The sequence below is a fragment of the Frondihabitans sp. PhB188 genome (assembly GCF_003752365.1).
In the GTDB taxonomy this organism is placed as follows: Bacteria; Actinomycetota; Actinomycetes; order Actinomycetales; family Microbacteriaceae; genus Frondihabitans.
On record NZ_RJUO01000004.1, the window covers coordinates 535065 to 560646 of the forward strand.

Annotated in this window: 28 protein-coding genes; 16 read left to right on the plus strand and 12 right to left on the minus strand. The window is 69.4% G+C overall.

What is annotated here, in order from left to right:
- The first annotated feature begins 331 nt into the window (after positions 1-331).
- Positions 332-931 (plus strand): sigma-70 family RNA polymerase sigma factor, encoded by a 600-nt coding sequence (locus EDF46_RS14695; protein WP_370454116.1) that lies wholly within the window; start codon positions 332-334, stop codon positions 929-931.
- A complete protein-coding gene (locus EDF46_RS14700; protein ID WP_123507035.1) occupies positions 928-1779 on the plus strand; it encodes an anti-sigma factor domain-containing protein in 852 nt (283 codons plus the stop codon). The genes EDF46_RS14695 and EDF46_RS14700 overlap by 4 nt, the downstream gene beginning before the upstream one ends.
- A gap of 110 nt (positions 1780-1889) precedes the next feature.
- Here the strand turns inward: EDF46_RS14700 and pstB are convergent, their stop codons facing one another.
- The 6 genes from pstB to EDF46_RS14735 form a co-directional block, all read right to left on the minus strand.
- Positions 1890-2669 carry a phosphate ABC transporter ATP-binding protein PstB gene (gene pstB / locus EDF46_RS14705; RefSeq protein ID WP_123507036.1) on the minus strand — a complete coding sequence of 260 codons (780 nt, stop codon included), beginning with the start codon at positions 2667-2669 and terminating at the stop codon, positions 1890-1892.
- 128 nt (positions 2670-2797) lie between these two features.
- Positions 2798-3874 (minus strand): phosphate ABC transporter permease PstA, encoded by a 1077-nt coding sequence (gene pstA / locus EDF46_RS14710; protein WP_123507037.1) that lies wholly within the window; start codon positions 3872-3874, stop codon positions 2798-2800.
- Positions 3874-4833, minus strand: coding sequence for a phosphate ABC transporter permease subunit PstC (gene pstC / locus EDF46_RS14715; RefSeq protein WP_123507038.1), 960 nt, complete (start codon positions 4831-4833; stop codon positions 3874-3876). The genes pstA and pstC overlap by 1 nt, the downstream gene beginning before the upstream one ends.
- A gap of 144 nt (positions 4834-4977) precedes the next feature.
- Positions 4978-6075 carry a phosphate ABC transporter substrate-binding protein PstS gene (pstS, locus tag EDF46_RS14720; protein ID WP_123507039.1) on the minus strand — a complete coding sequence of 366 codons (1098 nt, stop codon included), beginning with the start codon at positions 6073-6075 and terminating at the stop codon, positions 4978-4980.
- 293 nt (positions 6076-6368) lie between these two features.
- Complete coding sequence (locus EDF46_RS14730) at positions 6369-7340, minus strand: NUDIX domain-containing protein (protein WP_123507041.1); 972 nt, start codon at positions 7338-7340, stop codon at positions 6369-6371.
- 2 nt (positions 7341-7342) lie between these two features.
- Positions 7343-9517, minus strand: a complete 2175-nt coding sequence (locus EDF46_RS14735; RefSeq protein ID WP_123507042.1) for an RNA degradosome polyphosphate kinase — start codon at positions 9515-9517, stop codon at positions 7343-7345.
- Between the two features lie 286 nt (positions 9518-9803).
- On the opposite strand from EDF46_RS14735, the gene EDF46_RS14740 reads away from it, so the two are divergent.
- From EDF46_RS14740 to EDF46_RS14750, 3 genes are read left to right on the plus strand one after another with little or no spacing between them, the layout of a single operon-like run.
- Positions 9804-10277 (plus strand): hypothetical protein, encoded by a 474-nt coding sequence (locus tag EDF46_RS14740; protein ID WP_148061226.1) that lies wholly within the window; start codon positions 9804-9806, stop codon positions 10275-10277.
- Complete coding sequence (locus EDF46_RS14745) at positions 10267-10545, plus strand: hypothetical protein (RefSeq protein ID WP_148061227.1); 279 nt, start codon at positions 10267-10269, stop codon at positions 10543-10545. The genes EDF46_RS14740 and EDF46_RS14745 overlap by 11 nt, the downstream gene beginning before the upstream one ends.
- A gap of 58 nt (positions 10546-10603) precedes the next feature.
- Entirely contained in the window at positions 10604-10942 is a 339-nt protein-coding gene (locus tag EDF46_RS14750) for a hypothetical protein (protein WP_123507045.1), read from the plus strand.
- Here the strand turns inward: EDF46_RS14750 and mshD are convergent.
- Positions 10899-11780, minus strand: coding sequence for a mycothiol synthase (mshD, locus tag EDF46_RS14755; protein WP_123507046.1), 882 nt, complete (start codon positions 11778-11780; stop codon positions 10899-10901). The two genes, EDF46_RS14750 and mshD, sit on opposite strands and share 44 nt — an antisense overlap.
- Positions 11764-12447: a winged helix-turn-helix domain-containing protein gene (locus tag EDF46_RS14760; protein ID WP_123507047.1), complete on the minus strand. Its 684-nt coding sequence runs from the start codon at positions 12445-12447 to the stop codon at positions 11764-11766. The genes mshD and EDF46_RS14760 overlap by 17 nt, the downstream gene beginning before the upstream one ends.
- A gap of 105 nt (positions 12448-12552) precedes the next feature.
- Here EDF46_RS14760 and EDF46_RS14765 point away from each other — a divergent pair, with 105 nt between their 5' ends.
- The 4 genes from EDF46_RS14765 to EDF46_RS14780 all read left to right on the plus strand — a co-directional run bounded on the left by EDF46_RS14765 (position 12553) and on the right by EDF46_RS14780 (position 15789).
- A complete protein-coding gene (locus EDF46_RS14765) occupies positions 12553-12834 on the plus strand; it encodes a hypothetical protein (protein WP_148061228.1) in 282 nt (93 codons plus the stop codon).
- A gap of 165 nt (positions 12835-12999) precedes the next feature.
- Entirely contained in the window at positions 13000-13605 is a 606-nt protein-coding gene (locus EDF46_RS14770; RefSeq protein WP_123507049.1) for an FABP family protein, read from the plus strand.
- On the plus strand, positions 13595-14707 hold the full coding sequence (locus tag EDF46_RS14775; protein WP_123507050.1) for a folate-binding protein YgfZ: 1113 nt from the start codon (positions 13595-13597) through the stop codon (positions 14705-14707). Before EDF46_RS14770 ends, EDF46_RS14775 begins: the two co-directional genes overlap by 11 nt.
- Before the next feature lie 2 nt (positions 14708-14709).
- Positions 14710-15789, plus strand: coding sequence for an aromatic acid exporter family protein (locus tag EDF46_RS14780; RefSeq protein ID WP_123507051.1), 1080 nt, complete (start codon positions 14710-14712; stop codon positions 15787-15789).
- A 40-nt stretch (positions 15790-15829) separates the two neighbouring features.
- Here the strand turns inward: EDF46_RS14780 and EDF46_RS14785 are convergent, their stop codons facing one another.
- Entirely contained in the window at positions 15830-16639 is an 810-nt protein-coding gene (locus EDF46_RS14785; protein WP_123507052.1) for a class I SAM-dependent methyltransferase, read from the minus strand.
- Positions 16640-16679: 40 nt separating this feature from the next.
- Here EDF46_RS14785 and EDF46_RS14790 point away from each other — a divergent pair, with 40 nt between their 5' ends.
- The 3 genes from EDF46_RS14790 (at position 16680) to EDF46_RS14800 (ending at position 18777) form a co-directional block, all read left to right on the plus strand.
- On the plus strand, positions 16680-17429 hold the full coding sequence (locus EDF46_RS14790) for a phosphoglyceromutase (protein ID WP_199738287.1): 750 nt from the start codon (positions 16680-16682) through the stop codon (positions 17427-17429).
- A 68-nt stretch (positions 17430-17497) separates the two neighbouring features.
- Positions 17498-18427 carry a hypothetical protein gene (locus EDF46_RS14795; protein ID WP_123507054.1) on the plus strand — a complete coding sequence of 310 codons (930 nt, stop codon included), beginning with the start codon at positions 17498-17500 and terminating at the stop codon, positions 18425-18427.
- A complete protein-coding gene (locus tag EDF46_RS14800; RefSeq protein ID WP_123507055.1) occupies positions 18424-18777 on the plus strand; it encodes a GntR family transcriptional regulator in 354 nt (117 codons plus the stop codon). Before EDF46_RS14795 ends, EDF46_RS14800 begins: the two co-directional genes overlap by 4 nt.
- 234 nt (positions 18778-19011) lie before the next feature.
- On the opposite strand, the gene EDF46_RS14805 is transcribed toward EDF46_RS14800, so the two are convergent.
- Together EDF46_RS14805 and EDF46_RS14810 are read right to left on the minus strand one after the other, a co-directional pair.
- Positions 19012-19365, minus strand: coding sequence for a hypothetical protein (locus EDF46_RS14805; protein WP_123507056.1), 354 nt, complete (start codon positions 19363-19365; stop codon positions 19012-19014).
- Between the two features lie 16 nt (positions 19366-19381).
- Entirely contained in the window at positions 19382-20548 is a 1167-nt protein-coding gene (locus tag EDF46_RS14810; RefSeq protein ID WP_123507057.1) for a PspC domain-containing protein, read from the minus strand.
- Positions 20549-20661: 113 nt separating this feature from the next.
- Here EDF46_RS14810 and EDF46_RS14815 point away from each other — a divergent pair, with 113 nt between their 5' ends.
- Together EDF46_RS14815 and EDF46_RS14820 are read left to right on the plus strand one after the other, a co-directional pair.
- Positions 20662-21831, plus strand: a complete 1170-nt coding sequence (locus EDF46_RS14815; RefSeq protein ID WP_123507058.1) for an ATP-binding protein — start codon at positions 20662-20664, stop codon at positions 21829-21831.
- The gene (locus EDF46_RS14820) at positions 21828-22517 is read left to right on the plus strand and encodes a response regulator transcription factor (RefSeq protein WP_123507059.1); all 690 of its coding nucleotides are present in this window, start codon (positions 21828-21830) and stop codon (positions 22515-22517) included. Before EDF46_RS14815 ends, EDF46_RS14820 begins: the two co-directional genes overlap by 4 nt.
- Positions 22518-22697: 180 nt before the next feature.
- Here the strand turns inward: EDF46_RS14820 and EDF46_RS14825 are convergent, their stop codons facing one another.
- Positions 22698-23117, minus strand: a complete 420-nt coding sequence (locus EDF46_RS14825) for a hypothetical protein (protein WP_123507060.1) — start codon at positions 23115-23117, stop codon at positions 22698-22700.
- A 480-nt stretch (positions 23118-23597) separates the two neighbouring features.
- Between EDF46_RS14825 and EDF46_RS14830 the strand changes: the two genes are divergently transcribed.
- Complete coding sequence (locus EDF46_RS14830; protein ID WP_123507061.1) at positions 23598-24047, plus strand: MarR family winged helix-turn-helix transcriptional regulator; 450 nt, start codon at positions 23598-23600, stop codon at positions 24045-24047.
- A 71-nt stretch (positions 24048-24118) separates the two neighbouring features.
- A complete protein-coding gene (locus EDF46_RS14835) occupies positions 24119-25555 on the plus strand; it encodes an MATE family efflux transporter (RefSeq protein ID WP_123507062.1) in 1437 nt (478 codons plus the stop codon).
- Positions 25556-25582: the final 27 nt, after the last annotated feature.

The following is a 25582-nucleotide window of genomic DNA, read 5'->3' on the forward strand; positions in this document are numbered from 1 at the left end:
GCAGCAAACCCCGGGCTCCAAAATTAGCCGCTTCGAGCGGCCTCGCGCCGAGAGGCGTTTCTGCGGCCCGGCGCTTTCTCGCTAACGAGGTCTTTCAAGAAACCTCCCAGGCAGGCCAAACCCCCTGGGCCGCGGTGCCGAACACCTTGCGAGAGAACAACCCGCAAACATCTCCACCAGGCGCTAATCGGACTCCCTAGGTCCGGTTCACCGAGGTGGTCCTCTCGCACGCACCCGGGCTCCGGCCATCCCAGACGGCGTTCGTGCGGGAGGGCCACCTCAGTACCAGCGCCGACAACCACGACAAGTGCGGATGGAGGTGCAACCTGACATGCTGGAGCTTGTGAGCCGAGATATGGATGATCCCGGGCGTGACACGGGAGTCCCGCCGACTCCCGAGGCACTCCTCGAGCGAGTTGCCGAAGGCGACCGCGACGCTTTCGCGCAGTTGTACGACATGACGGCACCCCGCGTGCTGGGCTTGATCAAGCGACTCTTGAAAGACCACTCGCAGTCCGAAGAGGTCACCCAGGAGGTGTTCCTCGAGATCTGGCAGACCGCGACCCGCTTCGACCACAACAAGGGCGGGGCCTCGAGCTGGATGCTCACGATGGCCCACCGCCGAGCGGTCGACCGCGTGCGGGCCAGCCAGTCGAGCCGCGACCGCGACACCAAGATCGGAATCCGCGACTTCGAGACCGATTACGACTCGGTCACCGAGCAGGTCGAGATCCGCATCGAGCACGAGCGGGTCGAGCGAGCGCTCGGCCGCCTGACGGAGCTGCAGCGACAGGCTGTGACTCTCGCCTACTACGGGGGCTTCTCGCACAGCGAGGTCTCCGACATGCTTCACGTTCCCATCGGCACGGTGAAGACCCGACTCCGCGACGGCATGATCCGCCTTCGCGACGAACTAGGAGTGGCGTCATGAGCAAGCACAGCTCGACGTCCGGCGGCGGCCCCATGAACCCTGACATCGACACCCTTTCCGGCGCATATGCGCTCAACGCCCTCGACGAGGCCGAGCGCGAAGCGTTCGAAGCCCGCCTCGCGGACGACCCCGACCTCAGACAGGAGACCGCCGAGTTGACCGACACGGCCCTGCTCCTCGGCTACGCCGTCGAGCCCATCACTCCTTCGCCGGCTCTCCGTGCGAGCGTCCTCGACCTCATCGGCTCGACGCCGCAGCTGCCCCGGCTCTCCGCTCCCGACGTCACGGATGTGGCGCAGGAACGCCGGCCCGCCGCCGACGCCCCCGCCGCATCGACCGAGGCCGAGATCCTCGAGCCCATCCCGCTGGCGCGTCAGCGCTGGTTCATGCGTCCCGGCGTGCTCCTCATCGGCGCAGCCGCAGCCGTCGGCCTGTTCTTCGGCGGCGTGGGCATGGCCAACCAGTTCACCCCGTCTCCGTCGACGAGCAGCGCTCCGATCGCGGCCGGCGACGTCGGCGCGATCCTGGCCGCGAGCGACGTGCAGCACACGGCGTCCGACCTCTCGACAGGCGGCAAGGCGACCCTGTACTGGTCGAACGACCTCCAGCGCTCGGCTGTCGTCGTCAACGGCGCCACGGCCCTGCCCTCGGGCAAGACCTACCAGCTCTGGTACATCAAGGGCTCCGATGTCAAGTCGGCCGGCACCATGGCCGTCAACGGCAACTCCGTGACGCAGGTGCTCCAGGGCGACCTGCAGAAGGGCGACACCGTGGGCATCACGGTCGAGCCGGCCGGAGGGTCGAAGCAGCCGACCTCGACGCCGGTGGTCGCGCTGCAGAGCGCTTAGCCGCCGCCAGGAAGTTCCTGCGCCTCTCTGTGTGTGAGGGAGCGCAACCGCGAAAGGCGTGAGCCCCAGTCAGACGACTGGGGCTCACGCCTTTGGCGCGTGGCCGCCGATCAGCCGAAGCGGCCCGAGACGTAGTCTTCGGTGGCCTGGACCGACGGGTTCGAGAACATCGTCGCAGTGTCGTTGTACTCGATGAGCTTGCCCGGCTTGCCGGTGCCCGCGATGTTGAAGAACGCGGTCTTGTCGCTGACGCGCGAGGCCTGCTGCATGTTGTGGGTCACGATGACGATCGTGTACTGCTGCTTGAGCTCCTCGATGAGGTCCTCGATGGCGAGGGTCGAGATCGGGTCGAGGGCTGAGCAGGGCTCGTCCATGAGGATCACGTCGGGCGAGACGGCGACGGCGCGCGCGATGCAGAGGCGCTGCTGCTGACCGCCCGAGAGGCCGGAGCCGGGCTTGTCGAGGCGGTCCTTGACCTCGTTCCAGAGGTTGGCGCCGGTCAGCGACTTCTCGACGAGCTCGTCGGCCTCGACCTTGCCCATGCGGCGGTTGTTGAGCTTCACGCCGGCGAGCACGTTCTCGCGGATCGACATCGTCGGGAACGGGTTCGGACGCTGGAAGACCATGCCCACCTGGCGGCGCACGAGCACCGGGTCGACGCCCTCGCCGTACAGGTCGTTGCCGTCGATGAGCACCTCGCCCTCGACGTACGCGCCGGGGATGACCTCGTGCATGCGGTTGAGGGTGCGGAGGAAGGTCGACTTGCCGCAACCGGACGGGCCGATGAAGGCGGTGACGGTGCGGGGCTCGATGGTGATGTTGACGTCTTCGACAGCGCGGAACTTGCTGTAGTAGACGTTGAGGTCTTTGACTTCGATGCGCTTGGACACGGTTTCCTTAGTCGAGATTGCTGGCTAGCGGAGGCTGTTGCATCCGCTGTCTAGCGGAGGCTGTTAGTTCCGCTGTCTAGCGGAGGCTGTTGCTTCCGCTGTCTAGCGGAGGCTGTTGCTTCCGCTGTCTAGCGGAGCTTGGGAGAGAAGAGGCGGCCGATCAGGCGAGCGAGGAGGTTCAGCGCCATGACGATCAGGATGAGCACCAGGGCGCCCGTCCAGGCGCGCTCGAGGAACGGCGTCGCGTCAGGACCCTGGTTCGCGTACTGCGTGTAGACGAAGACGGGGAGCGTCATCATGCGGTCACTGAAGAGGTCGTAGTTCATGCTCGTCGTGAAGCCCGTGGTGATCAGCAGCGGCGCGGTCTCGCCGATGACGCGTGAGATGGCGAGCATGACGCCTGTCGTGAGGCCGGCGATCGACGTGGGCAGGATGATCTTCACGATCGTGAGCCACTTCGGCACGCCGAGCGCGTAGCTGGCCTCGCGCAGCTCGTTCGGCACGATCTTGAGGATCTCCTCCGACGACCGGACGACGACCGGGATCATCAGGACGCTGAGCGCGACCGAGCCGACGATGCCGGCGCGGATCGAGGGGCCGGCGAAGAGGGCGAAGAGCGAGTAGGCGAAGAGCCCGGCGACGATCGACGGGATGCCCGTCATGACGTCGACGAAGAAGGTGATGGCGCGGGCCAGGCGACCGCGGCCGTACTCGACCAGGTAGATCGAGGTGAGCAGTCCGATCGGGATCGAGATGAGCGCGGCGAAGGCGGTGACCTCGAGGGTTCCGACGATGGCGTGGACCGCGCCGCCGCCGGCGCCGATGACGTTGCGCATCGACTCGTTGAAGTAGGCGGAGTCGAACCGTGCGACGCCTCGCGAGATGACCGTGTAGATCAGCGAGATCAGCGGCAGCAGCGTGATGATGAAGGCCGTCGTCACCAGCGAGGTGACGAGGCGGTCCTTCGCCTTGCGACCGCCCTCGACGACCATCGAGATGACGACGATGAGGATGTCGAAGAGGATCGTGCCGAAGAAGAAGGCGCCCACGACGTTGAAGTCCGTGGTCGTGCCGGATGCCTGCAGAAGAGCGAAGACGCCGATGAAGATGAGCCAGCTGACGATGAGCAGGCCCCACGGTGCGCCCTTGGGGAGCTTCCCGGCGGTCAGGGTGTTCGCGCTGGTGTTGCGGACGGCGACCGACATCAGTTGGCTCCCGAGAAGGCCTTGCGGCGGTTGACGATGAATCGCGCGGCCATGTTGACCAGCAGCGTGATGACGAAGAGGACGAGGCCGGACGCGATGAGCGTGTTCAGGGCGACGCCCTGGGCCTCGGGGAACTGCGTCGCGATGTTCGCCGCGATGGTGTTCGGGTTCTGGCTCGTCAGCAGGAAGACGTTGATCACCGTCGCCGGCGACAGGACGATGGCGATGGCGAGGGTCTCGCCGAGCGCGCGACCGAGGCCGAGCATGATGCCCGACACCATGCCGGAGCGGGCGAACGGCAGGACGGCCATCTGGATCATCTCCCAGCGCGTCGCGCCGAGGGCCAGAGCGGCCTCTTCGTGGAGGCGCGGGGCCTGGAGGAAGATCTCGCGCATGACCGCGGTCATGATCGGCAGGATCATCACGGCCAGCACGATGGCGGCGGTGAGGATCGTCTTGCCGGTGCCCGACACCGGACCCTGGAAGAGCGGGATCCAGCCCAGTGTGTTGACCAGTGTCGTGTAGAACGGCTGGATGAACTTGGCCAGGACGAGCACGCCCCAGAGGCCGAACACGACGGAGGGGACGGCCGCCAGGAGGTCGATGATGTAGCCGAGCAGCTGGCTGATCCGGCGCGGCGCGTAGTGCGAGATGAAGAGCGCGATGCCGATCGAGAGCGGGGTCGCGATGATGAGCGCGAGCAGGGCCGCCCAGACGGTGCCGAAGACCAGCGGGCCGACGTAGACCCAGAAGTTGGCCGCGTCGTTCGGGATCTGGCCCGGCTTCGCCGTCAGCGCCGGGAGGCTCTGGACGATCAGGAAGACAGCGGTCGCAGCCAGCACGACCAGGATCAGGGAGCCGGACAGCACGGTCGCGAGCGAGAACACCCGGTCGCCGATCCGGATGACCGCCTTCGGGGGAGTGGCGGTCTTCGTGGGGCTTTCCGCGGAAGCGGTCATGAAGTGAAATCCTGCTCTGGCCGGGGGCCGCATGACTGTCGGGTGGTGAAGCGCGTTGGGCGAATGCCAGGTGAATCAGAGGAGGTCCGGGTCGCAGCCGCGGGGGCCGCGACCCGGACCAGGTGATGCTGGGTGGAGCGGGTGCTACTTGATCGTCGCAGCGGCGGTCGCGACCTTGGCAGCGAGGTCGCTGTCGAGGGGAGCGGAACCGGCTTGAGCAGCGGCGGCCTTCTGGCCGGCGTCGCTCGCGGCGTAGGTGGCGTAGGCCTTGACCAGGTCGCCCTTGGCACTGTCCTTGTACGTGTCGCAGGCGATCATGTACGAGACCAGGACCATCGGCCAGTCGCCCGAGTCCGTGAGGGTGCGGTCGATGTTGATGGCGAGGTCGTTGTCGGCGCGGCCCTCGACGAGCGGCGACTTCGCGACGACAGCGGCAGCACCGTCGGCGCTGATCTTGGTGGCGGTGCCACCGACAACGAGCTGCGACACCGAGAGGCCGGTTGCGGCCGACTCGTCGATGTAGGTGATCGAGTTCTTCGAGTTCTTCGTGGCGTCGGCGACACCCGAGGTGCCCTTGGCCGCGTCACCCACCGAGTAGGGGAAGGTCTGCGAAGCGGGCTTCGTCCAGACCGACTTCGCCTCGGCGGCGAGGTACTCGGTGAAGTTCTGCGTGGTGCCCGAGTCGTCGGAGCGGTGCACGACCGTGATGGAGGCACTGGGCAGCGTCGCGTCGGGGTTCAGCTTGGTGATCGCCGAGTCGTTCCACTTGGTGATCTTGCCGCTGAAGATGCCGGCGATGGTGTCGGCGTCGAGGATCAGGTCCTTGAGGCCGTCGACGTTGTACGCGACGGCGATCGGGGAGATGTAGACGGGGAGGTCGATGGCCTTCGAGTCGGCTGCGCAGCCGGCGAAGGTCGACTTGATCTCGTCGTCCGAGAGAGCGGCGTCGGAGCCGGCGAAGTCGGCGGCACCCGAGATGAAGCTGGTGCGCCCGGCGCCGGAGCCCTGCGGGTCGTAGTTGACGGTGACGCCGGTTCCGTTGGCCTCCTGGAAGCCTGCGGCCCAGGTGGTCTCGGCGACGCCCTGGGCGGACGAGCCGATGCCGTTGATGGTGCCGGACAGGCTGGTTCCGCCGCTCGACGAGCTGCCGGGGGCGGCATCCTCGTTCGAAGCGCAGGAGGAGAGCGCGATGGTGCCGACGAGGGCGATGGCGGCAATGCTGCCAACTCGCTTGATGTTCACAGATTTCCTTTCGGGGAAGTCGTGTCGTGATGCTGGACCTGCTCGTCGCATCGCAGTGCCTCAGGCGCTGGACCTCGTCGAGCATCGGGCCGGTGCTGACCCGCGAGCGAGGCTACGTTTGCGCGTTAACGACGTTCGTCCGATTGGGTGAACGGAAGGTTAACGCCGGGGGAACAAGCGCCGGGCATCGCGGCTTCGAGGCCGCCGCGGAGTAATGAGCCGTTCACGGTCCGCCTCGTCGCGATGAGCGCGGGCGCGGGGCCCGAATCGGGCGCAGGAACTCGGGGTGGTCGCTAGACGGTCGGACCGTGCGTCTCGACGGCGACCAGCGTGCCGTCCGAGTGCGCGACGTGAAGCACGGTGTAGTCGGCCAGCCCCAGCGACGCGTACTGCCTCAGATCGAGGCGGTGGCCGCCGCGCGTCTGCGACGCCACCTGGCGGATGATCTCGGGCAGCACGGGTCCGTGGCTGCAGAGCACGGCGTCGACCTGCTTCTTGAGCCGCTTCTTCACAGCGCCGGCGATGTCATCGGTGCCGGACTCGTAGGCGTCCTGGCTGATCGCATCACTGTCCTTCACGCCGACGCGCGTCGCCGTCGACAGGGGCTCGACCGTCGCGAGGCACCGGGCGGCCGTGCTGCTGACGATCTTCCGGGGGCGCCAGGCCGCGATACCGGGCGCGACGCTCCTGGCCTGTTTGCGGCCGGCGGGAAGCAGAGGCCGCGTCGAGTCGCTCCCGGCCCATTCGCCGGGCGAGATGGCCTTGGCGTGGCGAAGGGCGACGATGGCGAACGTCCTGGCCTGGTCGGCAGCGACGCGGTCGGCGAAGCGATCGAGGATCTCGGCGTCGCGCTCGTAGGTGAGCTGGTGGCGGGCCTTGGCGATCGGGACCCACTCGATCCGTGCCACCTCGTCGTTCGGTGCGAAGACGCCGGCGGCGGCATGCTGCTCGTCGGTCACCTCGGCCGCCCAGTAGTGGACGACCTTGTCGCGCCCTCCGGGCAGCAGGTACTCGGCTGTGCCGAGGGGGGCGCCGAGGCCGACGCGGTAGCCCGTCTCTTCGGCGATCTCGCGCACGGCGGCTTGCGGGGTGGACTCGCCGGGATCGACCTTGCCCTTCGGGAAGGAGACGTCGTGGCGGTGGTCGCGGTGGATCAGCAGCACCCGGACCTTGCCCTCCACCATGCGCCAGCACACGGCTCCCGCGGCGACGACGGTGGTCGCCGAGGAGTGCGCGCCGGGGTGGACCGTCGAAGCGTCTCGCATGCTCACCGGGCGGAGCGCCTTCTCTTGCTGATCTGCCGCATGAGGCCGTCTTGCATGTCGGAGAGGATCTGGCCGTCGTCACCGCGCGCGTGCCTGGTCCACTCGCCGTCCGGCGTGAGGTGCCAGGAGGTGGTCTCGGGCGACATGGCGAGGTCGAAGAGCGCGGAGATCTCGGCCAGGTGGTCGTCCTGTACGAGGCGGACCAGGACCTCGACGCGACGGTCGAGGTTGCGATGCATCATGTCGGCGCTGCCGATGTAGACCTGGGGGTCGCCCTCGTTGTGGAACCAGAACAGGCGGGAGTGCTCGAGGTAGCGGCCCAGGATGGAGCGGACGCGGATGTTCTCGCTGAGACCGGGGATGCCCGCCTTCAGCGCGCAGATGCCGCGCACCCAGATGTCGATCGGCACCCCGGCGTTGCTCGCGTGGTAAAGCGCGTCGATGATCTCCTCGTCGACCATCGAGTTGATCTTGATGCGGATGCCCGAGGGCTTGCCCGCGGCGGCGTTCTCGGCCTCGACGGCGATGCGCTTGATGAGCCCCTTGCGCAGGTGGAGCGGTGCGACGAGGAGGCGCTTGAACTTCTTCTCGATCGCGTAGCCCGACAGCTCGTTGAACAGGCGCGTGACGTCTTTGCCGACCTGATCGTCGGCGGTGAAGAGGCCGAGGTCTTCGTAGATGCGGCTCGTCTTGGGGTTGTAGTTGCCCGTGCCGATGTGCGTGTAGTGACGCAGCCGGCCGTCTTTCTCCTGGCGGATGACGAGGGCGAGCTTGCAGTGCGTCTTCAGGCCGACGAGTCCGTAGACGACGTGGACGCCGGCCTTCTCGAGCTTGCGGGCCCAGGTGATGTTGTTCTGCTCGTCGAAGCGGGCCTTGATCTCGACCAGGGCCAGCACCTGCTTGCCGGCCTCGGCGGCGTCGATGAGCGCCTCGATGATCGGGCTGTCACCCGACGTCCGGTAGAGCGTCTGCTTGATGGCGAGCACGTTGGGGTCGGCGGCGGCCTGCTCCAGGAAGGCCTGGACGCTCGTCGCGAAGGACTCGTAGGGGTGGTGCACCAGCACGTCGCGTCGGCCGATGCTCGCGAAGATGTCGGGCTTCATGTTGGGCTCGGTCGGGAGCAGCTGGACGGCAGTGGTCGGCAGGTGCTTGGCGAAGTGGAGCTCGGGGTTCGTGATCTTGGCGATCTCGAACAGACCGGCGAGGTCGAGCGGCGCCGGGAGGCGGTAGACCTCCTGGTCGGTGATGTCGAGCTCGCGGACGAGGAGCTCGAGCGTCACGGGATCCATGTCTTCAGTGATCTCGAGACGGATCGGCGGACCGAAACGACGGCGCAGGAGCTCTTTCTCGAGGGCCTGGATGAGGTTCTCGGACTCGTCCTCGTCGATCTCGACGTCTTCGTTTCGCGTGACGCGGAAGACGTGGTGCTCGATGATCTCCATGCCCGGGAAGAGGTCTTGGAGGTGGTTCGCGATGAGGTCTTCGAGGGGGATGAACCGCAGGCGGCCGCTCGAGTCGTCGGGGAGCTGCACGAACCGCGGGAGCACCTGGGGCACCTTGAGGCGCGCGAACTCCTGCTTCTCGTTCTTCGGGTTGCGGACGCGAACAGCGAGGTTCAGCGACAGGCCGGAGATGTAGGGGAAGGGGTGCGCCGGGTCGACCGCGAGCGGCATGAGCACGGGGAAGATCTGGTTCGAGAACACGTCGTGCATGGTCGCGCGGTCGGCCTCGGCGAGGTCGGACCACATCTCGACATGAATGCCGGCGGTGTCGAGGTCGGGCTTGATGGAGTCCTGGAAGGCCGCCGCGTGCCGGGCCTGCAGGGCGTACGCCTTGCGGTTGATCGAGGCCAGGACGTCTTTCGGGGCCGTGCCGATGTTGGTGGGCACCGCGAGGCCGGTCGAGATGCGGCGCTTGAGACCGGCGACGCGCACCATGAAGAACTCGTCGAGGTTGCTGGCGAAGATGGCGGCGAAGTTGGCCCGCTCGAGAAGCGGCGTCGTGGGGTCTTCGGCGAGCTCCAGAACGCGCTGGTTGAACGCCAGCCAGCTGATCTCGCGGTCGAGGAAGCGGTCGGTGGGCAGGGTGCCATCGCCGTCGAACGAGACGATGTCGTCGAAATCGTCCATGAGGTCGTTGCTCACGGCTGCGCCGTCAACGTAGGGTTCGCTGTCCATTGCTCAATCCTGCCACCCGCCGGTGCCCGACCGTGCGGCCGAGCGTGAACTGTTCGTAACTCCGGCCGCATTGCGGTGGAATCCGTGTGTGATGTATTAATGAATGGCCGCAGGGGGATTGAGAGGGGTTGTGAAGAGCAGGATCGTTGCCGGACTCGCGGTTGTCGGGCTTCTCGTCGGGGCGAATGCGCTGCCGGCCTCTGCCGCTGATGGGGAGCCGAGGAGTGGGCGCGCCACAGAAGTGGATTCGGCTTGCAAGCAGGCCGTGGTCGAGGTGGGGGGATCGATGACGGAGGTCGCGAGCGTCTGCTCCGTCGTGACGGAGTCGACGTCTGGCCCCACGATCGTCGTCGATGCGTCCGAGCTCGACGACGTCGTGGTCGACGCGGACCAGACTGGCTTCGCTCGCGCCGTCAAAGCCGGCACGGTCCGCTCGAAGGCGTGGAGTCAGACGAAGTACGGCGGGACGTACAAGGAGATTCACAAGGGCACGTTCTACTACGACGGTGCGAGGGCCTGGTCGAAGGAGCAGACGTACCGAGGCAAGAAAGGATCGCACTCCTGCGGTGTCGCCGGCAGCTGGGGCTTCGGGGTGAACGTTGCTACGGTCGCCTGCACTCAGCCGCGTTCCGGCGCGAACGTCGTGAACCGCGAGACCTACAAGGTGCAGGCGGTGGCGAACGGCAGTCCGATCAACTGGACGCTGGCGATGTCCATGATGCTGAAGGCCAACGGAACGATGACGAGCCGTGCGTCCTGAGGCAGTGCCGGTCGGGAAGGTCGCCGTGGACGGTCGTGCGGTGGCCCTATTCGTTCTGGGAATCATCGTCTTTGGCGCCATCGTCCCGGGCGGGGGTCTTCTGGTCGCGCTCGCCGCGCGCTTCACGACTGTGCGTCAGTCGAAGCGCGCGATGGTGATGCTCTGGGTGGTTGCCGGAGTCATCACGGCCATTCCGGTCATCACGATGATCAGCTTCGCGTTTCCACCCGTAGCAACCGTCGGCCCGGAGGTCGTGGTCAGTGATTGACATAGGTCTCGCCGATCGGCTCCCCGACTGGGAAACGGGTGGCCCTTCGTCCCGACGCATGTCTCCCAGAATCGATCGCGTCTTCGTTGTCGTCTGCGCTCTCCTGATCGCGATCGGAGTCGTGGTGGTCGTCGGCATGGTGCTGGCAGCGGTCGCCTTCGCGAACGGCACGAGCATCGGCATCCCGCTCGTCGCGACCTTCGATGGCGTTCGAGATGTCAGCGCGACGCCCACGGTCACCATCACCGGATCGGGGGTCGCCGTCGGCGTGGTGGCGATCGTCCTTGCTCTTCCGCTCGGGATCGTCGCCCTGCAGTACCCCGACGAAGTGCCGGGGCGGGCGGGCGGCGAGGTCAGCGGGCGAGGGAGTACTGCACGTCGATCGCGTGGTCGGTGAAGCCGCGGGTCGCGTAGAGGCCGAGGGCCGCGTCGTTGTCGCCCTCGACGTAGAGGGACGCGGTCGCGACGCCGCGCGCCGCCAGGCGTGCCAGGCCGGCGTCGACCACTGCTCCTCCGAGGTGCTCGCCCTGGTGATCCGGGGAGACGCCCACGGCATAGAACTCGCCGATGGGCGCAGCGAACTCGCCGATGTGCGCAGCGAACTCGCCGATGGGCGCAGCGAACTCGCCGACCGAGGCGTCCGGCTCCACCTTCAGCCAGGCGAACGCCACGAGCTCGTCGCTGAGCGAGAGGAGGAGGAAGTCGTCGGCGTCGAACCACTCCTCGGCCATTCGCGCATCGAGGTCGAGCTGCGTCAGGGAGCCCTGCTCGGGGTGCGAGGCGAACGCGCGGGCGTTGAGCTCGAGCCAGGCGGTGTCGTCGGCGCCGGGGCGGAACGCTCGGACGGTGGTGCCGCCAGGGAGTTCCTGCGCCGTGAATCCCGAAGGGACGGAGGCGCGCTGCTGGAGGAGCCGACGCGTGGGGGTGAACCCGAACCCCTCGGCGAGACGGCGCGCACCCGGGTGGTCGCCGTGCGCCCAGACGGCGAGCGGGCCGGTGGTCGCGTCGAGCACGGAGTGGAGCAGGGAGGTTCCGAGGCCCCTGCCGCGCGCGGACGGACGCACGACGAGCTCGGCTTCGCCCGGGCGCAGGATCGCGGCGGCGTCGTCGCCGCCGATCACGCGGGCGTCGCCCGAGCGCGCCTCGACCAGTGCCTGGTCGGAGAAAGGAGGAGCGCCGTCCGCCGCCGCCGCCTCGGCGGCCAGCGTCGTCAGCGCACTATGAGGTGAGGACATCTCGCTGGTCGTCGTCGTAGACGTTGAAGCGATAGCCGACGTTTCGCACGGTGCCGATCAGCGACTCGAGGTCGCCGAGCTTGGCGCGAAGGCGCCGAACGTGGACGTCGACGGTGCGGGTGCCGCCGAAGTAGTCGTAGCCCCACACCTCGCTGAGCAGCTGCTCGCGCGTGAAGACCCGCGAGGGGTGCGTCGCGAAGAAGCGGAGGAGCTCGAACTCTTTGAAGGTGAGGTCGAGCGGGCGGCCGTGGACCTTGGCCGAGTAGCTGGCCTCGTCGATCACGACGCCGGAGGCCTGGATCTTGGAGCCCGACTGGCTCTGCGCGAGGCGGCCGGTGACGAGGCGGATGCGCGCATCGACCTCGGCGGGGCCGGCCGACTCGAGGATGACGTCGTCGACGCCCCACTCGGAGTTGACGGCGGTGAGGCCGCCCTCGGTGAGCACCAGGACAAGGGGAACGGTGACGCCGGTGGTGCGAAGGATCTTGCAGAGCGCCTTGGCGCTGGAGAGGTCGGTGCGGGCGTCGACGAAGATGAGGTCGCTCGACGGGGCGTTCACGAGGTGCGCGGGCTCTGCGGGGATCTGCCGGGTGCGGTGGCTGAGGAGAGCCAGCGCCGGAAGGACTTCAGACGTACCGGAAGAGGTCAGGACCAAGAGCTGCGCCACACGACCTCCAGTAGATGTACTCTCGACGATTCTAAGTCACGCCGAACTTGCCCCCGATAACCCTAGTGGGTGCCCGCAAGGCTCGAGTGGGGGAGGATGGTGGTCGTGGAAACCATCTCGCGCCGCACCCGTCTCCGTCTCGCCACGACGATTCCGGTCTGGTGCGTCGCTCTCGCGGGGGCGATCGTGGTCGGTCTGACGGTCAAGGGCGACGGGTTCCTGACCTGGCTGCCTCTGGTGCTCGGGGCCTCGATCCTGGTGACATTCTGCCTGCAGCTGGCGACGCGGGAGAAGGACGGCCTCGTCGACCGCACGATGCTGAGCCTGAGCGGCAGTCTCGTGGTGCTGGGAATCGCAACCGGAGTCCTCGCTCTTCTCTCGCTCTGACGGGGGTCGCGGGTAGCATGGATGATATGGACTCGCTGCTTCCCCTCGAGATGTTCTACATCGGCCTGCTCGTACTGGCCTCCCTCTGCATCGCCTTCGTCGCGGTCACCGTTCTGGTCAAGCTGTTCAAAGGACAGCGCTAGTGGCCCTTGAGATCGGCGCCGCATGATCGACATCCCCACCGATCTGCCGGCCGAGCTCGTGCCCCTGTCGTGGCTCCTCGGCGTCTGGGAAGGCACCGGAGTCGTCGACTACAAGACGGGCGACGACCCCGATTCGCGACGCACCCACGAGTTCGGGCAGCGCGTGAGCTTCAGTCACGACGGCCTGCCGTTCCTCAACTACAGCTCGTACAGCTGGCTGCTCGACGATGAGCGCACGCCGCTGGTGAGCGAGACCGGCTACTGGCGGCTCGACCGCCCCGCCGAAGAGGGCGACCGCGGTCCCGGCATGCTCCCGGGCGTCGGCATTCAGCCCTTCACGACCGCTCGCGCCGTCGAGGTCCTGCGCACCCCGGACGACGGCTTCAACCTCGAGGTGTCGCTGGTGCACCCGACGGGTGTCAACGAGCTCTACCTCGGCCGGGTCAAGGGCCCGCGCATCGACCTCTCGACCGACGCCGTCGTGCGGTCGAGCAACGCCAAAGAGTATTCGGCGGCCACCCGCATGTACGGCCTCGTCGACAACCACCTCCTCTGGGCGTGGGACGTAGCGGCGCTCGGCCACGAGCTCCGCACCCATGCATCGGGGCGGCTCGCTCATGTCGACTGACGCGTCGATCAGCACTCCCTCTCCGTTCTCCACCCGGCCCGGCTTCGTCGCCGACGAGGCGACGGGCGTCGCCGCGCACTTCGGCAATCCGCTGGTGGAGCAGAGGGTGCTGGGCGCCGGCACCGCGGTCGTCCAGGTGCCGTCCCGGGGTCTGATCACGGTCACAGGCCCGGACCGCCTCTCGTGGCTCGACTCGCTCACCAGCCAGAGCCTCAAGAGGCTGGCTCCCGGTGTCTCGACCGAGACGCTCCTCCTCGATCCCTCGGGCCGTGTCGAGCACGCTGCCGGTGTCGTCGACGACGGCGAGACGACGTGGCTCCTCGTCGACGCGGCTGCCGTCGAGTCGTTCGCCGTCTGGCTCGACCGGATGCGATTCATGCTCCGCGTCGAGGTCGCCGACCGCAGCGCCGACTTCGCCGTGCTCGGCTCGTTCGGCGAGCTCGGGCTTCCCGCCGCCGCGCCGTCGGGCGTCCCGCTCGTCTGGCTCGACCCGTGGGCGTCCATCGCGGTCGGCGGCGTGGGCTACTCCGACGCCGCCACCCACCCCGCGCGCGACTGGTCGTACCGCGAGACCGTCGTGAGCCCCGAGTCGCTGGCCGAGGTCGCGGCGTCCGGCGTGCCCGTGGCCGGTTCGCTCGCCCTCGAGGCGCTCCGCGTCGCCGCCTGGCGGCCCAGCCTCGTGCACGAGCGCGACGAGCGCACGATCCCCCACGAGCTCGACTGGCTCCGGTCGGCCGTCCACCTCGACAAGGGCTGCTACCGCGGCCAGGAGACCGTCGCGAAGGTGCACAACCTGGGGCACCCGCCGCGACGCCTCGTGATGCTGCACCTCGACGGCTCCGACACCGTGCTGCCGGCGCCGGGATCCCCCGTCTTCGCCGGTGAGAACGAGGTCGGCTCGATCACGTCGAACGCGATCCACTTCGAGCTGGGCCCGATCGCGCTGGCTGTCGTCAAGCGGACGGTCGACGTGAGCGCGCAGCTCGTCGTGCGCGCCGACGGCATCGAGATCGCGGCCGCGCAGGAGGTCATCGTGCCTCCCGAGGCCGGTGCCGCCGCGGGTGTCCCGCGTCTGCCGCGCCTGGGAGCCGTGCGGCGCTGACCGTGCGCGTCCCGTTCTTCTCGCGTACCGATCTCGTCACCTCCCTCGCCCGGGTCCGGTCGTCGATCCCGGCGATAATCCAGATCGTCCTCGCCGCGGGCGCGGCCTACGCCATCACGCACTACGGAATCGGGCATGCCATCCCGATCCTGGCCGTGACGGTCACCATCTCGTCGCTCGGGTTCGCCCGCGACGCACGCCCCCGGCGGGTGCTCGAGAATGCGATCGGCGTCGTCATCGGCATCGCCCTGAGCGAGCTGCTGCTCATCGTGTTCGGCAAGGGCGTCTGGCAGTACGGCGTCGTGCTGCTCGCCGCGCTCGTGATCGCCAGGTTCTTCTCGGCGTCGAGCGCGTTCGCGGTGGCGGCAGCGACCCAGTCGATGTTCGTGATGCTGCTGCCGGATCCTGCGGGAGGGCCCTTCACCCGGTCGCTCGACGGCCTGGTCGGAGGCGCCGTCGCGATCGCTGTCACGGCGATCATCCCGCGTGACCCGATCGGCCTCGCTCGCGCCGACGCCCGGCGTCTCTTCGCCGAGCTCGAGCCCGCCTTCGCCGCGATCGTCGCCGCTCTGCGGCATGACGACGTGCGCCGGGCCGACGCGGCGCTCGACCGGCTGCGGGCGACGCAGCCGCTTCTCGACGACTGGGCGGCGACCCTCGGAACGGCGCAGTCGATCTCGCGCATCTCGCCCTTCCTGAGGCGGCGGCTCCCTGCCGTGACCGAGGAGGCCCGCCTGCTGCGCTACCTCGACCTCGCCGTCCGCAACCTGCGGGTCGTCACGCGCCGAATCGACACGACGATCGGCGACGGCCGACGACGTCCCGAGCTGGCCGACCTCGTCTCGCGGATCGCCGTCGCGACCCAGGTGCTGGGGGAGTCGCTCTCCGACGTCGAGAAGCGGCCCGCTGCCCGTGACGCGCTTGAGGCCGTCGGCGGCAGGCTCGACCCGGCTCTCGTCCTGCCCGGAGCGCCGGTCGGCGAGACCGTGCTCGTGCTGATGCTGCGCCCGCTCGTCATCGACCTGCTCATGGCGACGGGGATGGCGCACGACGACGCCCGCGGGCGTCTGCCGGCGCTCTAGCCGGCGTCCGGCCCGGCGAGCACGGGGGTTGAGCTGGCCGCTACTGCGCCCCCGGCGGCAGGGTCGCAGGAGCCGGCGCGACCGAGGCCCACGGCACCGTGATCTCGCCGAGACGCCAGCGGGTGCGGCCGTGCAGCACGGGCCAGCCCCCGTCGCGCATGGCATCGACGGTGGCGAGCCACCGCTGCACCGGCGAGTAGACGGCGAGCCCGGCGTTGTACTGCCAGTTCCGGCTCAGGTCGTCGAGGAAGGCGTGCACACGCTCACCCTCGACATTGCGGTGGATCAGCGCCTTGGGAAGCCGCTCGGCGATGATCGACGGAGTCTCGAGCGACGCCAGATGCAGCGAGGCAGTCAAGGTGCGCGGGCCGTCGGCGGTGAGGTCGATCCAGCTCGCGACCCGGCCGACCTCGTTGCAGGTGCCCTCGACGAGCACCCCGTCAGGAGCCAGGCGCGACGTCATGAGGTCCCAGGCGGCGGGGACATCTGCTTCGGAGTACTGCCGCAGCACGTTGAACGCGCGGATCACTGCGGGCCGCCGGTCGCCGTCGAGCGGCACCTCGAAGCCGCCGAGCCGGAACGACACCCCGGGCCTCGCCGACAGCGATGCTGTCGCCACGCGCTCCGGCTCGATCTCGATGCCGATCACCTCGACGTCGTCGCGCACCCGCGAGAGGCGCTGGTGCAGCTCGAGCGGAGTCGTCGCGCTGGCACCGTAGCCGAGGTCGACCACGAGCGGATCAGGGGAGCGCAGGAACTCGGGAAGCGCGGCGATCCACCGATCGACGCGGCGAAGACGGTTCGCGCCCGTCGTCCCCCGAGTGACCTGACCGATCGGCATGGCACCCATCGTAAGACGGCGTCGCCTGCCGAGAGGCGGCGATAGGATCGTGGCCATGACTTCGACCCTCATCCTCCTCAGGCACGGCAACAGCGAGTGGAATCAGAAGAACCTCTTCACCGGGTGGGTCGACGTCCGCCTGAGCGAGCAGGGTATCGCCGAGGCGAAGCGCGCCGGCGAGCTTCTCCGCGACGCCGACCTGCTGCCCGACATCCTCTACACATCGCGCCTGACCCGGGCGATCCAGACGGCCGACATCGCTCTCGAAGAGATTGACCGCCTCTGGATCGACGTCAAGCGATCCTGGCGTCTGAACGAGCGTCACTACGGTGCCCTCCAGGGCAAAGACAAGGCGCAGACCCTCGAGGAGTACGGCCCCGAGCAGTTCCAGACCTGGCGCCGCTCGTTCGACGTGCCGCCGCCGCCGCTCGATGACGACAGCGAGTTCTCGCAGGCGCACGACAAGCGCTACGCCGAGCTCGGGATCGACGCCCCCCGCACGGAGTCGCTCGCACTCGTCATCGAGCGCATGATCCCCTACTGGGAGAGCGACATCACGGAGAGCCTGGCCGCCGGCGACGTCGTGCTTGTCACTGCGCACGGCAACTCGCTGCGCGCGCTGGTCAAGCACCTCGACGGCATCTCGGACGACGAGATCGCCGAGCTGAACATCCCCACCGGCATCCCGCTCGTCTACGAGCTCGACGACGACTTCCACCCGACCGGCCCGGGCAGGTACCTCGACCCCGAGGCCGCTGCCGCCGGTGCTGCTGCTGTCGCCGCGCAGGGCAAGAAGTAGGGCGTACATCTGCAGTGTTGCTTTTGTAGCAACACATTGAGACAATCATCGCTACAAAGGAGTGGTCGATGAGTCTTTTCTTCGTGGCAGAGTGCGTCATCCTGGGCGGCCTGCTGGTGGGCACGGCGGTGCTCTCGCGAGTTCCTGCGTTCCAGACCTGGCGGATCGGCAAGCTCGCCGAACGCGTCGGGCTCGGCGTGCCCGACGAGCTCGACGGCATGATCCGCGACCGAGTGGCCTCGCGGCTCCTGGCCAGCAGCATCGGCGGTGTCATCGGGCTGGTGCCCGGCGTGTTCTTATCGTGGGGCTACGGCTGGACCCGCGGCGACATGAACGAGCAGCTGGTCGCCCTGTACGTCGTCCTTGCTGGCTCCGCCACTGGGACGGCCCTGGGAACGGCGTGGGCGGCGCTACGGGCCGAGACGCGACTCGACGATCGACCGCGAATCGCACGCGCCGACGTGGTGACGATCTCGGACTACATCGTCTCTCTGCTCAGAGGGCTCGCCTGGGCGGTCGTGGTGCTCGCCGCGGTGACCGTCGCCGTGGTCCGCTGGCAGCAGGGCGCGCTGCGAGGCCCGGGCCTCAGCGTCGGGCCGGGCGAGGTCCTGGTGGTGATCGCCGTCGCGTGCCTGATCCTGTTCGAAGTGCTCGGCCGCCGACTCGTGCGGCGGGGGCGTCCGTCGACCTCCACCGACGAGCTCGTCTGGAACGACGCTCTCACCTCGTCGGCTCTCCGCGCCATGCTCTACGCGCCCGTGCTCGCGGTCGGCCTCGGCTCGTACTGGACGGTGATCACGCCGGGCCCGGCGAGCCCGTCGGGCCTGTCGATCGGAGTGGCGCTGTCTCTTCTGGGCGTGTACGCGGTGTTCGCCTGGATCTACCGGTCGACCCCGACCTGGTACCTCACGCAGCTGTGGCCGAACGCGCGGCGCGGAACGCCGGAGGAGCGTCAAGCGCGTCGAGAACGCGAGAGCGCCCAGGCGCGGCACGCATGATCGTCCTCGACCCGCGGTCGCCGGTACCGCCCTTCGAGCAGCTGCGCCTCCAGCTCGCCGAGCAGGTGCGGGACGGCACCCTCCCCATGGGCCAGCGACTGCCGACGGTGCGCCGCCTTGCCGAGGACCTCGGGATCGCTCCCAACACGGTGGCGCGCGCCTACCGAGAGCTCGAAGCCGACGGGTTCGTCGAGACACGCGGACGCAACGGGACGGTCGTGCAGGCTCAGGGCGAGGTCGCCGCGCAGCAGGCCCAGGAGGCCGCTCAGGCCTACGCGGAGAGGATCGCGCGGCTCGGCGTCTCGCAGGCCGATGCGCTCCGGTTCGTGACGGGGGCGCTCGGCGCCTGACCCGGGTGCGCCAGGCCCGGGAGCGTCAGGCCGGGGTGCGTCAGGCCTGGTCGTCCTAGGCCCGGACACGCTAGGCCCCCTGATCCGGGCTGAGCACCCGTCCGCGGGCGGGTCCGGTGGCCGATTCGGAGGGTTCGGCCCGGTTCGGAGGGTTTGGCCCGGATCGGAGAGTTCAGGCGGGGCGGAGGGTCAGCGAGCGGAGGGTCGGCGAGCGGAAGTTCAGCGAGCGGAGGCTCAGCGCGCCCGCTGAGCTCGCGCGATCGCGCCGAGCACGCCGGTCACGAGCAGCAGTGCCCCGAGCGCGACGACCGCCACGAGGCCGGCCCCCCACGGGCCGAGGCTCTGCGCCCAGACGGCGAAGGAGTAGCGGGAGGCGTCGCTCGACAGCACGCTCATGACCGTGATGCCGAGGGCGGCGAACACGGCGCCCCAGACGATCCCGGCCCAGCGGACCCGGGGGAGCGCCGGAGTCGAGGGGGCCGGCGGGGCGGCGAACGGGGTGGCGGCGAACGGCGCGGTGGCGGGTTCTGAAGCCGGGCCCGAGGGCCCTTCGCGCGACGGCGTAGCCGGAGTGCTGGTGTCGTTCATGATGATCGCTTTCGGTTCAGTACGTGAAGTAGAGCGAGTAGCCGCGACCGATGAAGGTCGTGCCGAGGAGCAGCATCGCGGTGACCACGGTCAGCACGATGGCGAAGAACGCCAGGACGCCGCTCCGTCGTTTCAGGGCACCGGCGACAATCATCGCCAGGCCGACGACGACCGTCGCTGCGGCCGTGCCGACCGCCGCCTCCCAGCCGCGGACCCCGGGCATCGACCAGCCCACCGCCACGCAGATCGCACCGGCCATCAGGGCGAGTCCGAGCGTGATCGCAACGAAGGAGCCGCTGATGCGCGGGTTGGCGATGCGGTCGAGTCGGGCCCGCTCGAAGGCCTCGGCGCTGCGCGCCGCAGCTTCGGCGTTCCGCTGCTCGCGGGCGGCGCGGTTGGAGTCGGCCTGCCGGTCCTTCCACTCGTCGTAGCGGGCGCGCCACTCGTCCTGCCGTGCGCGCCACTCGTCGACGGCGGCCGGGGTCGCGCCGGCCGCGGGACGAGGTGGTGCGGTCGGTGCGGCGCCCGCCGGCTCCTTGTCGAGGAAGCTGGCCGCCATGGTCCGGGCGTCCGCGGCCGCCGCAGCAGCTGGGGCCGGCGCAGCAGAGTCCGGAGCAGCGGGGGCCGAAGCGCTGGACGGTGCGTCCTGAGAAGCCGACGCCCCCCACGAGCGGCCGTTCCACCCCGCTCGCCGCGTCGCCCAGACGACGAGCCACACGATGGCTCCGATGACCAGGGCGCTCCAGAAGACGCGCCCCAGGCTGTCGGCCCAGCCGATGCTGCTGCCGAACGGCCAGGCGGCCGCCCACCACACGCCCTGCGCCAACGGCAGGAACGACAGCAGCACGAACACGATCACGCCGGCCGTCGCCGCCTCGAACACACCGCCGATGAGGGTCTGCAGATGGATCCGGTCGACCTCGTCGGGGAGCAGGAGCCAGGCGATCGCGTAGACGAGGAAGGCGGGCCCGCCGAGGAGTGCGACGACGACGGCGATGCCGCGGACGATGAGCGGGTCGATGCCGAGGCGCGCGGCGATCCCGCCGCAGACGCCGCCGACCCAGGCGTCGCCACGGACGATCCCGAGGCGCCGCACCCAGTCGAAGAAGCCCTGGCCGGGAGTCGGCGCGGGTCGTCCGGAGGTCGAGGCCCCCGGGGACGGAGAGGAGGTGTGATCTGACATGCTCCGATGGTGGCCCCGCGTCGCGGTCCCCGCTATGGGGTGACACCCTGATCGCACCCTGAGATCCGGCCCCGAGCCCCCGATGACCAGCCCGCGGATGGTTTGATTCTGGGGTGACCACTCCGACCCCTCGATCCGCGCGCGTGGTGACGCGTCCGCGCGAGTGCGTCGTGAGCGGGGTCAGCGCCGGAGTCGCCGAGCACCTCGGCTGGAGCCCGTCCGCGGTGCGGTGGGCCTTCGTGCTGTCGAACCTCGCCGCCGGGGCGGGCGTCCTGCTCTACCTGTGGCTGTGGGCGCTGACGCCCGTCCGTCCCGGCGATACGACGCCGACCCGGACGGTCTCCGTCCCGGCGCTTCTCGTCGCATCCGCAGCGGTGCTCGTGGCGGGGGCGTTCGGGGTGACCCTGAGGGCCGGCACGACGTCGGCGTTCGGGGTGACGGTGCCGCTGGCGGTCGCGCTGGGACTCGGCGCGGTCGGGTGGTCGCGGTCGATCGAGCCGCCGCTGACGGGGGAGGGGCGGCGGTCGGCGCAGTTCCTGCGCGTCGGGGTCTTCGGTGGTCTCGTGCTGGTGGCAGTGCTGCTGGCGGCGACCGCGACACTGCCGCGGGCGGGGTGGCTGTGGCTGCTGGTCGCCGTGGTCGCCGCTGCCGCCGCGGCCGTCGCCGTGGGGCCGCAGGTGCTCACGCTGCGTCGAGATGCCGCCGACCGCCGCACCGCGGTTGTCCGCGACGAGCAGCGCGCCGAGATGGCCGCGCACCTGCACGATTCGGTGCTGCAGACGCTGGCGCTGATCCAGAACCGGGCGGGCGCCTCGAGCGAGGTGGCGCGCATCGCCCGGGCGCAGGAACGCGAGCTCCGCGACTGGCTCTACGCCGGCGCGACCTCCTCCGGGCGCGACCTGGCCGGAGAGCTCCGCGAGTTCGCCGCCGCCCTGGAGCTCGACTACGCCGTGCGCATCGAGGTCGTCGTGGTCGGCGACACGAGCGAGCTCGGCACCGGCGAGCTTGCCGCGGCCGCCCGCGAGGCCATGTTCAATGCCGCGCGCCACGCCGGCGGCGAGGTGTCGGTCTACCTCGAGAGCACGCGGGCCTCGGTCGACGTCTTCGTGCGCGATCGCGGCCCCGGATTCCGGCTCGACGACGTGCCCGAAGACCGCCTCGGCGTGCGGGAGTCGATACTGGGTCGCATGCGCCGCGCCGGCGGAACCGCCCGCGTGCGGCCGGGCGCTGGCGGCGTGGGCACCGAAGTGCAGCTCCATCTCGAGAAGGCAGACGACGAATGACCGACGCGCAGGAACTCCCCGGCGCCGACCAGGCCCCGCGCATCTCGGTGCTCATCGTCGACGACCACTCCATCTTCCGGTCGGGACTCCGCGCCGACCTCGATCCCGACCTCGACGTCCTCGCCGAGGCCGCCGACGTGCCGACCGCCGTCGAGGAGATCCTGGTGCGGAAGCCCGACGTCGTGCTGCTCGACGTGCATCTTCCCGGAGGGCAGGGCGGTGGAGGGGCCGAGGTGCTGAAGCGGACGGTGTCGCGGGTTCCCGGCACGCGCTTCCTGGCGCTGAGCGTCTCGGACTCGGCAGAGGACGTCGTCGGGGTCATCCGGGGCGGCGCCCGCGGCTACATCACGAAGACCAGCTCGGGTGCCGAGGTGAGTGCCGCCGTGCGTGCGGTCGCCGGGGGAGACGCCGTGTTCTCGCCGCGGCTGGCGGGCTTCGTGCTCGACGCCTTCGGGGCCGCGAGCGGCGAGCAGGCTGACGCGGCCGACGAGCTCGACCGCCTTTCGGCCCGCGAGCGCGAGGTGATGCGCCTCATCGCGCGCGGCTACGCCTACAAGGAGGTCGCGAGCGAGCTGTTCATCTCGATCAAGACCGTCGAGACGCACGTGTCGAGCGTGCTGCGCAAGCTGCAGCTCTCGTCGCGCCATGAGCTGACGGCGTGGGCGCTGGAGCGGCGGCTGCTGTAGCTCCGCCCGCCCCGCCCGCTCCGCCGCGCCCGTCCCGCCCGCCCGCTCCGCTCGACCCTCGAGATCGGCCTGAACAGGTGTCCGGGGACTATCGCTGGCGCCGATCGGGAGGCTTCAGCGCCTCCGCGTTGCCGCGCTGCCGCAGTTCAGCGGCTCAGCGGCGCGGGTCGCGGGCGGCAGCTAGACGAACAGGGCGCTGATCTGCTGCACGAGGGCGTCCATGTCGACGGTCGCTACATCGTCGACCTCGACGAGCGGCGTGATGTCCAGTGCGCCGCCGTCCGGGCCGCACCACACCTCGACGACGCGGGGGGCTCCGGCCGTCGCGATGCCGGCGCGAACGGTCTCGGCGTCGTCGGCCGTGAGGGTCGCGTCGACGATCACGCCCGCCTCGATGAGCCCAGCCGTCCGCCACACGGTCTCGACGCCGAGCGTGCGCACGGCCTCACGCGGTGCCACCGGGCCGGTCTGCTTCGTGATCGCCTCCTGAACGACGGACGGGTCGAGCACGGGGCACCCGAGCAGGATTCCGAGCGCGCGGGCGATCTCGGTCTTGCGGGGATCGGGGGTGCCGTTGACGATGATTGCGACCTGGGCCATGGGTCAATCCTGCCGGATGTGTCGGCGCTCTTCGCGCCGGCGTGCGCCGCGTCCGGTCCGCGTCGGGTCGGCGTCCGCGAGGTGGCCTCCCGCGTCGGGTCGGCGTCCGCGAGGTGACGGCAGGGGCCACCTCGGCCGTGCGCCGCGCCCCGACGCCTTCGCGAACCGGGTAGCGGTAGAACCTTCCACGCCCCGCGGCGACCGACGCGATGATGCCGAAGATCGCTCGGATGACGAGCACGACGAGCATGATCCCGTGGCCGACGAAGGACACGCCGATGCCGGGCGGCAGCCCCGGGTCGGCGGGCGTGCCGCGGGCGGCGCTGGAGATCGAACGGTCCCCTACGTCGGTGCCCGCCGGGGCTCGAGATGGCCCTCGTCGTCGGGTCGCCGTCCGCCGTGCGACGGCGAAGGCCACCTCGCCACCCGCTAAAGGTTCGAGTATTGACAGTTAGAACTCGAACGGTTAGAGTTCTAACCATGAACGCGGACACCCCACCCCTCACGACCAGCCTGGACCTCCTGCGCTGGATCGGCTGGGCGCAGCGCGAAGCCGGCATGGACTGGATTCGCGAGCGCGAGCTCACGCACGAGCAGAGCTTCGCACTGGGATTCCTCGTTCAGAACCCCGGATCGATCCAGCGCGACATCGCTGCGATCACCCGGACGAGCGCCGCGAGCGTGTCGAGCCTCCTGCAGGGGCTCGAACGGCGAGGGCTCATCGAGCGCCGCACCTCCGGGGGCGACTCGCGCAGCAAGCGCGTGTTCGCCACCCCGGCCGGCGTCGAGCTCATCGACGGATTCGACGTCGCCATGCGCGATGCCGAGGAGTCGATCCTCGCCCCCCTCGACGAGGCCGAGCGTGTCACGCTCCACGACCTGCTCGCCAAGATCACCTCCGTGCTTCCGCAGCCGACCCGGCCCGAGTAGCGCTCCCTCTTACCTCTCTCTTCGTCGGCCCCGTCGACGAGAAGCTTTGCCCTGCCCGGAAAGGAGCAGTCATGAGCACCGAAACCCCCTCCCCGAACGTCGAGACGTCCGCGCGGTCCAACCGGTGGTACCTCTCCAACGCACCCATGGTGCGTGCCCTCCTGCACCTCTGCGTGCCCATGGCCGCCGCGATGATCGTCGGCGCCGTCTACAACGTCATCAACGCCGGCTTCATCGGCTCGCTCCACGACACCGCCCTCCTCGCCGCAGTCACGTTCGGCTCGCCGATCCTCGGCCTGGTCATGGCCGTGGGCGGCGTCTTCGGCGTCGGCGGAAGCGCACTCATCTCGCGCCTCCTCGGAGCCAGCGAGAACGATCCCGAGAAGGCCGGCGACATCAAGCACGTCGCGTCGTTCGCGGTGTGGGGCGCTGTCGTCGTCGGCGTCGTGCTCGGCGGCCTCGGCCTCGTGCTCCTGCACCCGCTGGTCGGGGTCCTCGGCGCCCACGGGGTGGCCGTCGCACCGACAGCCGCCTTCGTCGGCGTGATGCTGGCGTTCGTGCCCGTGCTGGCCGCCGCGTTCTGCCTCGAGCAGATCGTGCGCGCCGAGGGCGCAGCCCGCCAGGTCATGATCGGCCTGATCGCCTCCACCGTCGCGAACCTCGTGTTCGACGTGCTGTTCATCCTCGTGCTCCACTGGGGCGTCGCAGGCGCCGCTCTGGCGATCGGCCTCTCGAACGTCGTCACCATTGTCTACTTCGTCACCTGGCTCACCCGCCATAGCGAGCACATCAGCCTGGCGCCGAAGTGGTTCAGCCTCTCGCCCGCCATCGTCAAGCCGGTCTTCGGCGTCGGAGTCGGCGAGCTGCTCCAGTCGGCCTTCCTCATCGTCACGTCGCTCGTGCTCAACAACCTCGCCGCCGGCTACGGCGACGGCCCGCTCGCCGCCATGGGAGTCGCCGTCCGCATCGCTCAGGTGCCGGAGTTCCTGGTGATGGGCGTCACGCTAGGCATCCTGCCGCTCCTCGCCTACTCGTTCGGCAAGGGCGACGGCGCTCGTCTCGCCTCGGCGCTCCGAGCCGGCGCACTGACTGTCGGAACGATCACCGTCGTCTCGGCCGTCGTCGTCTTCGTCTTCCGCGACCCGATCTTCTCGGCCTTCGTCAGCGACCCGAAGGTGCTGGCCATCGGCGCCACCATAATGACGGCGCAGCTCGTCGCCATGATCGCCAACGGCTTCACCGGCCTTCTCACCTCGCTCTTCCAAGCGACCGGCCGTGCCACGGCGGCCATCGTCATCTCGATGGCGCAGGGTGTCCTGTTCATCCCGATCGTGATCTTCGGCAACCTCTGGTTCGGCCTCGGCGGAATCATCTGGTCGCTCACCGTCACCGAGATCCTGGTGTTCGTCGCCGCTGTGGTGCTGTGGCTCACATCGCGCCGGGCCATCGCCACGGGTCTCGCCGAGGGCACTCCCGAGCGCGCCGAGGCCACGCTGCAAGAGGCCTGACCTCGTCCATCTGAGTCCCGACACGGG

What these genes read in the sequence shown, in the direction of transcription:
- EDF46_RS14835 (WP_123507062.1), top strand. Translation starts at nt 24,119, where the DNA reads ATGAGCACCGAAACCCCCTCCCCGAACGTCGAGACGTCCGCGCGGTCC.
- EDF46_RS14740 (WP_148061226.1), top strand. Translation starts at nt 9,804, where the DNA reads ATGACGGAGGTCGCGAGCGTCTGCTCCGTCGTGACGGAGTCGACGTCT.
- mshD (WP_123507046.1), bottom strand. Translation starts at nt 11,780, where the DNA reads ATGTCCTCACCTCATAGTGCGCTGACGACGCTGGCCGCCGAGGCGGCG.
- EDF46_RS14735 (WP_123507042.1), bottom strand. Translation starts at nt 9,517, where the DNA reads ATGGACAGCGAACCCTACGTTGACGGCGCAGCCGTGAGCAACGACCTC.
- EDF46_RS14700 (WP_123507035.1), top strand. Translation starts at nt 928, where the DNA reads ATGAGCAAGCACAGCTCGACGTCCGGCGGCGGCCCCATGAACCCTGAC.
- EDF46_RS14785 (WP_123507052.1), bottom strand. Translation starts at nt 16,639, where the DNA reads ATGGGTGCCATGCCGATCGGTCAGGTCACTCGGGGGACGACGGGCGCG.
- EDF46_RS14730 (WP_123507041.1), bottom strand. Translation starts at nt 7,340, where the DNA reads ATGCGAGACGCTTCGACGGTCCACCCCGGCGCGCACTCCTCGGCGACC.
- EDF46_RS14805 (WP_123507056.1), bottom strand. Translation starts at nt 19,365, where the DNA reads ATGAACGACACCAGCACTCCGGCTACGCCGTCGCGCGAAGGGCCCTCG.
- pstA (WP_123507037.1), bottom strand. Translation starts at nt 3,874, where the DNA reads ATGTCGGTCGCCGTCCGCAACACCAGCGCGAACACCCTGACCGCCGGG.
- EDF46_RS14820 (WP_123507059.1), top strand. Translation starts at nt 21,828, where the DNA reads ATGACCGACGCGCAGGAACTCCCCGGCGCCGACCAGGCCCCGCGCATC.
- EDF46_RS14830 (WP_123507061.1), top strand. Translation starts at nt 23,598, where the DNA reads ATGAACGCGGACACCCCACCCCTCACGACCAGCCTGGACCTCCTGCGC.
- pstC (WP_123507038.1), bottom strand. Translation starts at nt 4,833, where the DNA reads ATGACCGCTTCCGCGGAAAGCCCCACGAAGACCGCCACTCCCCCGAAG.
- EDF46_RS14795 (WP_123507054.1), top strand. Translation starts at nt 17,498, where the DNA reads ATGAGTCTTTTCTTCGTGGCAGAGTGCGTCATCCTGGGCGGCCTGCTG.
- EDF46_RS14750 (WP_123507045.1), top strand. Translation starts at nt 10,604, where the DNA reads ATGTCTCCCAGAATCGATCGCGTCTTCGTTGTCGTCTGCGCTCTCCTG.
- EDF46_RS14825 (WP_123507060.1), bottom strand. Translation starts at nt 23,117, where the DNA reads ATGGCCCAGGTCGCAATCATCGTCAACGGCACCCCCGATCCCCGCAAG.
- EDF46_RS14695 (WP_370454116.1), top strand. Translation starts at nt 332, where the DNA reads ATGCTGGAGCTTGTGAGCCGAGATATGGATGATCCCGGGCGTGACACG.
- EDF46_RS14810 (WP_123507057.1), bottom strand. Translation starts at nt 20,548, where the DNA reads ATGTCAGATCACACCTCCTCTCCGTCCCCGGGGGCCTCGACCTCCGGA.
- EDF46_RS14800 (WP_123507055.1), top strand. Translation starts at nt 18,424, where the DNA reads ATGATCGTCCTCGACCCGCGGTCGCCGGTACCGCCCTTCGAGCAGCTG.
- EDF46_RS14770 (WP_123507049.1), top strand. Translation starts at nt 13,000, where the DNA reads ATGATCGACATCCCCACCGATCTGCCGGCCGAGCTCGTGCCCCTGTCG.
- EDF46_RS14775 (WP_123507050.1), top strand. Translation starts at nt 13,595, where the DNA reads ATGTCGACTGACGCGTCGATCAGCACTCCCTCTCCGTTCTCCACCCGG.